Source organism: uncultured Sphingobacterium sp. (assembly GCF_964277905.1).
GTDB lineage: Bacteria > Bacteroidota > Bacteroidia > Sphingobacteriales > Sphingobacteriaceae > Sphingobacterium > Sphingobacterium siyangense.
This window is the reverse complement of record NZ_CAXYKD010000028.1, coordinates 40,734-48,165: the sequence shown is the minus strand read 5'-3', so window position 1 is coordinate 48,165 and position 7,432 is coordinate 40,734. Positions and strand designations below refer to the sequence as shown.

At 42.1% G+C, this 7,432-nt stretch carries 4 protein-coding genes and 1 rRNA gene; all 5 read left to right on the top strand.

Going from position 1 to position 7,432, the window contains the following annotated elements; all coding sequences use genetic code 11:
- Nucleotides 1-13: 13 nt before the first annotated feature.
- Nucleotides 14-125 (top strand): 5S ribosomal RNA (gene rrf / locus ACHWSC_RS12630).
- Nucleotides 126-508: 383 nt separating this feature from the next.
- The gene (locus ACHWSC_RS12625) at nucleotides 509-1,099 is read left to right on the top strand and encodes an RNA polymerase sigma factor (protein WP_394676999.1); all 591 of its coding nucleotides are present in this window, start codon (nucleotides 509-511) and stop codon (nucleotides 1,097-1,099) included.
- A gap of 86 nt (nucleotides 1,100-1,185) precedes the next feature.
- Nucleotides 1,186-2,427, top strand: a complete 1,242-nt coding sequence (locus ACHWSC_RS12620) for a FecR family protein (protein WP_394676998.1) — start codon at nucleotides 1,186-1,188, stop codon at nucleotides 2,425-2,427.
- A 35-nt stretch (nucleotides 2,428-2,462) separates the two neighbouring features.
- Nucleotides 2,463-5,954: a TonB-dependent receptor gene (locus ACHWSC_RS12615; protein ID WP_394676997.1), complete on the top strand. Its 3,492-nt coding sequence runs from the start codon at nucleotides 2,463-2,465 to the stop codon at nucleotides 5,952-5,954.
- Between the two features lie 35 nt (nucleotides 5,955-5,989).
- Nucleotides 5,990-7,396: a RagB/SusD family nutrient uptake outer membrane protein gene (locus tag ACHWSC_RS12610; RefSeq protein WP_394676996.1), complete on the top strand. Its 1,407-nt coding sequence runs from the start codon at nucleotides 5,990-5,992 to the stop codon at nucleotides 7,394-7,396.
- Nucleotides 7,397-7,432 lie beyond the last annotated feature (36 nt).

The window sequence follows — 7,432 nt, the reverse complement described above, 5'->3', positions numbered from 1 at the left end:
TCAATAAAGATTTTTAGGTGCCTATATCGGCGGTGTCTACCTCTTCCCATTCCGAACAGAGCAGTCAAGCCCGCCAGAGCCGATGGTATTGCCGTAACAGGTGGGAGAGTAGGTCGGTGCCTTTTTTCACGGAAGCCCTTGCTGGAAACAGTCAAGGGCTTCTTTCGTTTAAGTACTTCCGTATTTCCATGTACAGGCTATGGCATATCCTCCGCCTATCGGTTATCGCAGCACAGGACCGTCGGTGAGTCCGGTCCATCGGAAGCTGTTCCGCAACCGTCGCTATCCTGCATATCCGGTACGAGAATATCCCTTTTTCAGATTTTTAGTCCCTTAGCTTATTTGAACTCTTCCCTTACAGTGGCCATAGCATGAATTAGTCTCAGTACGCTACGTAAAAAACTCTATTTTTTAATCCTATATTTTTTAAAAGATATGCCCAAATTGTATTCGCATTTGGAGTATTATATAAAATTATGTTCATTTGTTTTTAATAGAGAAACATACCGTGAAAAACAAAGAGGGACAAAGTGATCAAGACTTATTGTTGGCAATGAAAGATAATAGCCGACACGCATTCGATTGTCTCTATCATCGCTATTGGAATAGATTACTGGATGCAGCGTATAGTAAGCTGGGGGATGCTGATGAGGCGCAGGAGCTAGTACAACAGTTATTTGTGGATCTGTATCGAAACAGGGAAAGTGTTCAAGTGCGTACGACTTTAGAAGGATATCTTCTTGCCGCCCTAAAATATAAAGTCATTGACCGTTATCGGAAGATGATGCGTCAGACAGAAAAAATGGATACCTGGCAGTCTTTTACAAGCCAAGATGTCCCTTCTCCCGACGCCTTATTGGAAATTAAGGAAACAAATGAAAAGTTGCTTCGGATAATCAATACTTTGCCTGAAAAATGTAAGGAAGTATTCCACTTGAGCCGCTTTGAACATCAGTCTCACCAAGAGATTGCGCAGCAATTGAATATCTCCGAAAGCACTGTAAAGAAACACATTCATAAAGCATTGTTTATCTTACGAAAAGAGATGAAAACAGACTTTCTATTTTGTCTGTTGGCCACGATTTTTATCTCCAAATAAGCGTCGATCTCATCAATACATCCATCGTCTAAGTTCTTTTAGCAGTCAATTGTAGGTTTTAAAAGAAATATTCAAAAAAATACTTTTTGAATAGAACCTCGGCCTCTTTCGTACGACTTATCTATAAACAGGCTAACCAAATGTACAACTATCAACGATTAAAAGAGCTTTTTGAGAAGTTTCTCTCAGGGAATCTAAATGCTTTAGAGCAGCATGAATTGGACCATTGGTACGCACAATCGGAAGATAAGACGTTTTTCGAGGAAAATCCACAATATCATCAAGCAGATATTCGGGATAAATTACTCGGTAGCATCCACGAGGAACTTGGAATTGGTACTGCACACCGAAGTTTGTTAACGATCAGAAGACGTATAGTTCATTATTGGATTGCTGCGAGTTTATTGGTTTTCTTTTTAACTGGATTGGCTGTATACCATTGGTATGGGAAGATCGGAGCCGAAGTCCAACATCAGATAGCTGCAGAAACAGTAATGCCCGCAAGAGATCAGGCATTGATCCGTCTTGCTGATGGTCAAATAGTCGATCTTGATCAACTGAAACCAGGAGCCATGTTACGCGTTGGTAATTGTAATGTGATAAAAAACCGGGATGGCCAGGTTGAGTATGTGGCGGCTAACAGCAATTTGAACCAAGCGGTCATCAATCAGATCGAAACGCCTAAAGGTGGTACAATTAACTTAAAATTACCGGATGGTACAGAAGTTACCCTAAATGCGGGTTCGACGCTACGCTTCTCTCAGGATTTGGCCAGTCAGGAAATCCGTCGGGTAGAGTTGATCGGAGAAGGGCTTTTTCATGTATCTAAGTTGATGGAAAATGGGCATAAGAAACGATTTATCGTCCATACCGTTGAGCAGGATGTGGAGGTATTGGGCACTATTTTCAATATACAGGCTTATGCTGGAGAAATGCTGACCAAAACAGCGCTTGTGGAAGGCAGTGTTATGGTAAAGTATCAGCGTGAGAATCGGACCGTCAAATTGAAGCCAGGATATCAGGCTATTTGGGATAGCAATAAAAAGGATGTCGATGTCGAACCTTTCGACAATACGATTCAACTCGACTGGATCCATGGCGATTTTGTCTTTGAGAATGAATCCTTGAGGACCGTGCTCGATAAGGTCTCGCGCTGGTACAATGTGGATATAAAATATGAAAAGAGCTATCCAGATGTCACATTCTACGGTAGCGTCTCGCGTAAAAATAGTCTTGCCGATGTTTTGGAACTCTTGAAAAAAACTTCAAATATCACATTTCGCGTTACCATGAGCAGTCAAGGAGAGAAAACGCTGATTGTTGAATAGACGTAAGTACCTAATCTCATTATACCTAAATAACTATGAAAGAACAGTTACCTAATTTATGGACTGAAAGTCCATTAAGCCCCTCTATGGGGCGAATGCTCAGAAAGAGCGCACTTGCAATGTACCTTATCGTTCCATCTTTTTTTCCTGGAATTAGCTTGGCCAGCGGACAGTCTATTACGCTACATCGGCAAGGTAAGCTATCGCAGATTTTAGAAGAGGTTAAAAAGCAGACTGGATACGACTATATCCTGACGGGAGAACTTGCCAAAAAGGCTGGATCTGTCGACGTGGATCTCAACAAAGCAACGATAAAGGAAGCGCTCAACACAATTTTTGAAGGGCAGAACCTCGACTACCTGATGGAAGGAAAGTCGATTGTCGTGGTAGCCAAAAAGCCAACAGCTGCGCAGCAGCAAAGCGTAAGTGGTATCGTTGTCGATGCAAATGGTAAACCGCTGGCGGGTGCTACAATTCGTGTAAAAGAAAAGGCGACTATACAGACCAGTAGTGGGTCGCAGGGTGAGTTTCGGATTGCAGCAAAAAAAGGGGATATACTGATCGCCACTAGTATAGGATACCGTACTGTCGAACAAAAGGTTGAAGCAGGAAATGTATTAATTAGAATGACGGTCGCGGATAACGTGATTAATGATGTCGTCGTTGTAGGATATGGTACAACAAAACGTAGTGATTTAACAGGTTCTGTAGCTTCCGTAAATCCATCTGAAATAAAGAATGTACCCTTTACGAGTATTGATCAGGCTTTGTCTGGTAAGGCTGCTGGCGTACAGGTGGTACAATCGGATGGCTCGCCCGGTGCTGTAGCACGTATCAGAATCCGAGGAGGTGCCTCCCTGTTGGGTACAAATGAACCACTGTATATTATTGATGGCATACCTGTCAATGTGCAAAATCGCTATGTGTCGAGCAGTGCAGAAGTTGTTAATCCGATGGAAAGTTATTACGGCGATGATATGGGCAGTATGGTATCGGGATCCTTTAACAGGGGGCTCAATAGCTTGGCAGGCTTAAATATCAATGATATCGAAAGCATAGATATTCTTAAAGATGCTTCCGCGACCGCCATATATGGGTCCAAGGCAGCGAATGGCGTGGTTATTATTACCACAAAAAGAGGTCTTGCAGATAGTAAACCAATTTTGGACTTTAATTATTACACAGGGCTTACTTCTCCTTTTAAGGAAAAGATACTCAATGCAGATCAATATAAGATGATTATGAAGGAGGCAGCCCATAATCTCAATATAGCAAGGAGCAACATGGGGCTTCCGCCAAGCGCGACACCTACAGCCATTGAAAACGATCCTAAGTTTTTCGGAAATAATAATACGGATTGGCTAGGCTTGGTTTTACGGAAAGGGATCCTTCAGAATGCTGATTTATCGGTGCGTGGTGGTGGCATGAATACAAAGTATTATACCTCCTTAGCTTATAATAATCAACGCGGAACAATTATTGGTACAGACTTTAATCGGCTGTCGGGTAAAATAAATTTGGACGCGACGATTGCCCCGCGCTTTCGTATGAATACCAATGTTGATTATAGCTATACGACAAATCATATTACAAATGGAGCCTATACGCAGGCGCTGTTTGCCCCGCCAACAGAATCCCCTTACAATGCTGATGGTACTTTTTCGAACTTTGGCTTATTGCACGCGGAATATCAGGGCTATCAAAACCCTTTGGCAATGGCCTCGGGGATCAATCAGGGAAAGACGGGTATGTTGCTGGGGTCCTTAGCTGCAGAATGGGATATCTTGCCCGAGCTGAAATGGCGATCCGTGGGCTCAATCAATTATAGCACTTATAATCAATTGAATTATGTGCCCAGCTATGTGATGATGAGCGGCTTTTATGGTGCTGGGGATTCAAACGGGGGGACAGGAAGTCAGGCTCATACCGAATCGATCAATACATTCATTGAAAACACATTAACCTGGGACAAACAATTTAATGAAGACCATCGTCTGAATGCATTGATTGGGACATCATGGGAAAATTATAAGATGAATTTTTTCTCGGCTTCCGGCGCTGGTTATCCGGATGATGATTTTCTGAACAATTTAAATTCCGCTGCGATTCCAGTAGCTGTTAAGGGGAGTAGCCCTGCACAAACGAATGCGTTGTTATCGTTCTATTTGCGTGCTAATTATACGTGGAAAGACCGTTATCTCTTTACATTCACAGGACGTTCTGATCGTTCATCCAAATTTGCTCCTGCAAATCAGACGGGCTACTTTCCTTCAGGTGCTGTAGCATGGAAAATTTCGGAAGAGGAATTTATGAAAAGCGTCCCTTGGATAGACGAGCTGAAAATTCGTGTCAGCGCAGGTAAAACGGGTACACAGAATATTGGAAGTAATCTTTATAGAACCTTATACTCGCCAGTAAGTTATGCCGGTAAAAATGCATTTATTCCGACACAGTTAGGTAATGACAAAATTAAGTGGGAGGCGACCACTCAGAAAGATGCCGGTCTGGATTATGCTTTCTTCAAAGGAAGATTGAGGGGATCCATCGGATATTATGAAAAGATTACGGACGGTTTATTGCTCAATATCACAACGGCGCCTAGCTCTGCCTATTCGAATGTGGTGCTTAATATTGCTAAAATTCGTAATCGGGGGCTAGAGTTTGATATTCGGGGTGACTTGATTAGAAAACAAGATTTCAATTGGAATTTGGCCCTCAATATTTCGAAGAATAGGAATAAGGTCTTAAATATTAATGGTGGACCGTTTTCGAATCCCAATGATCGTGATGGATTAAATCTAGGGACAAGTATTGTTAAGGAAGGCGAATCGTTAGGTTTGTTATATGGTTATGTAACCGATGGCCTGATCCGAACTGCGGATGAGCTTAAGGCTTATAAAGAAAGTTTTCCTTTCCTAGAGTACATGGAGTATTACATCGGAGTGGGGGATATGAAATATAAACTAGACCCCAATGGCATCGGGGAAGGTGAACCTTTTTACAAACAGGATATTATTGGTAATGCAACGCCGGACTTTTTTGGCGGTATCACCAATACACTCAATTATAAAAACTTCGGACTGACCACACTATTTACATTTTCTTATGGTAATGATTTGATCTATCAGGCGGATATTGCGAATGGCTCTGCTGATAATTTGGCAAATCGAGGTGTGAGCGTATTGGGACGCTACAATGAGGATAATACTAGTGCGACAAGACCAAGGCTGCTTTACGGTACGGCACAGTTTAGACCATTAGCAGACGTCAATGTGTTCGATGCATCCTATCTCAAACTTAAGTCTATTACCTTGTCTTATAATTTTGGAAAATCTTTGCTGAATGGATTAAAGTTGAGAAGTGGCTCGGCCTATGTTTCGGCTACAAATCTCTTTACAATTACGCATTATCCGGGAATGGATCCCGAGGTTTCTGATGATCCTACGTCAGTCATTGGTGGTGGGCGCGATATCTCTGCCTATCCAGCGAATAGGATGTTTTCCTTTGGACTACGGTTTGGTTTTTAAAACATAGAGCTGATTTAAGAAAATAAATTAAACGAATGAAAAAGAGCTTTCTACTATATTTTCTGTTAGCAGCGCTAATAGGAATGAATACATCCTGTGACAAGACGCTAAATGCGTTACCGACACAGGAAAAAGTTGACGACAATGTCATTGTGGATCAAAAGAGTGCAGAAATTGCATTAAATGGGGTGTATTATTTATTTGTCAATGTAACTGAAAACAGAACAACTGGTCTACCTGGCACTACCTGGGCACCGGCGCATGAAATACTTCCGGCCCAGTTCGCAGGTCTCATTGAAAATTATCAGGGGCCCAGTCGCCCTGAAATGCATACGATGACCGCAAAGGATAATGGCGAAGTCCTGCCGATATGGAGCGGAAATTATAAACTTGCGAATGCTGCCAACGGCGTGATAGCGGGCCTTGAAGCATTGAGCGAAGAGAGATTTAGCGGAAGCAGACGTACGGAGATACTTGGAGAAACCCGGTTTTTACGAGCCTATGCCAATTTTAAGTTATTAGCATACTATGGCGAATTTTTTGACAGCAGCAGCAAATTCGGGGTCATGATACGTACAAAACCTGTTACGGTATCGACAATAGCTACTGTTCGTAAAAATGTTGCCGATAGTTACGCGTTTATCCTGGACGATATTGATTACGCAATAGCAAATGCGCCAGAGAATAATCCAAACTACTATGCAACAAAATGGGCTGCCATGCTGCTGAAAATGAGGATTCTGATGTTACGACAAGCTCCCGCTGACTATACCGCCGTCATTACATTGGCGAATCAACTCATTGAACAATCCCCATATGCCCTTGAAGCCCATGTTGAGGACCTTTTTTCTACAAAAGGGTTGGTCAGTAAAGAGGTGATTCTTGGTACAAAAGCTTTTGCTAACCAAATTGCAGAAATGGAAAAATACTATTTCCGCGCTAATTATAATTATAATGCAACACCATTTTTATTGGATCTCTTAAAGAATGATCCAAGGGCCAACTGGATGATTGGCACAGTAGCCAAACGTCAGGTTTTTAAGAAACATTCAGGCGGACAAGCGGAAGCTAAGTTTGTATTTCGTTTGACCGAAGCTTATTTACTGAAGGCTGAGGCTCTTGCCAAATCGAATGGCAGCTTGACAGAAGTCCGGGACCTACTTAAAATGGTCAAATCGAAAGCTGGTATTACGGATTTTACAGCATTAAATGCAATGAATACGCGAGAGCAGTTGACTACGGAAGTTTTTAGAGAACTTATGCGAAGTCTCGTTGCAGAGGACGGTTCGGACTGGATGGCTTTGTTACGTTTACCTTTTGATACGATTAAACAACTGAATGGTAATATGAAAGCGAGATGGCAGTATATCCTACCTGTACCTTATTCAGAATATGAGAAAAATCCAACGTTTGGAGATCAAAATCCCGGATATGGGTGGTAAAAGTTAGTGGACTTGTAAAATTAGCGCAACATACAA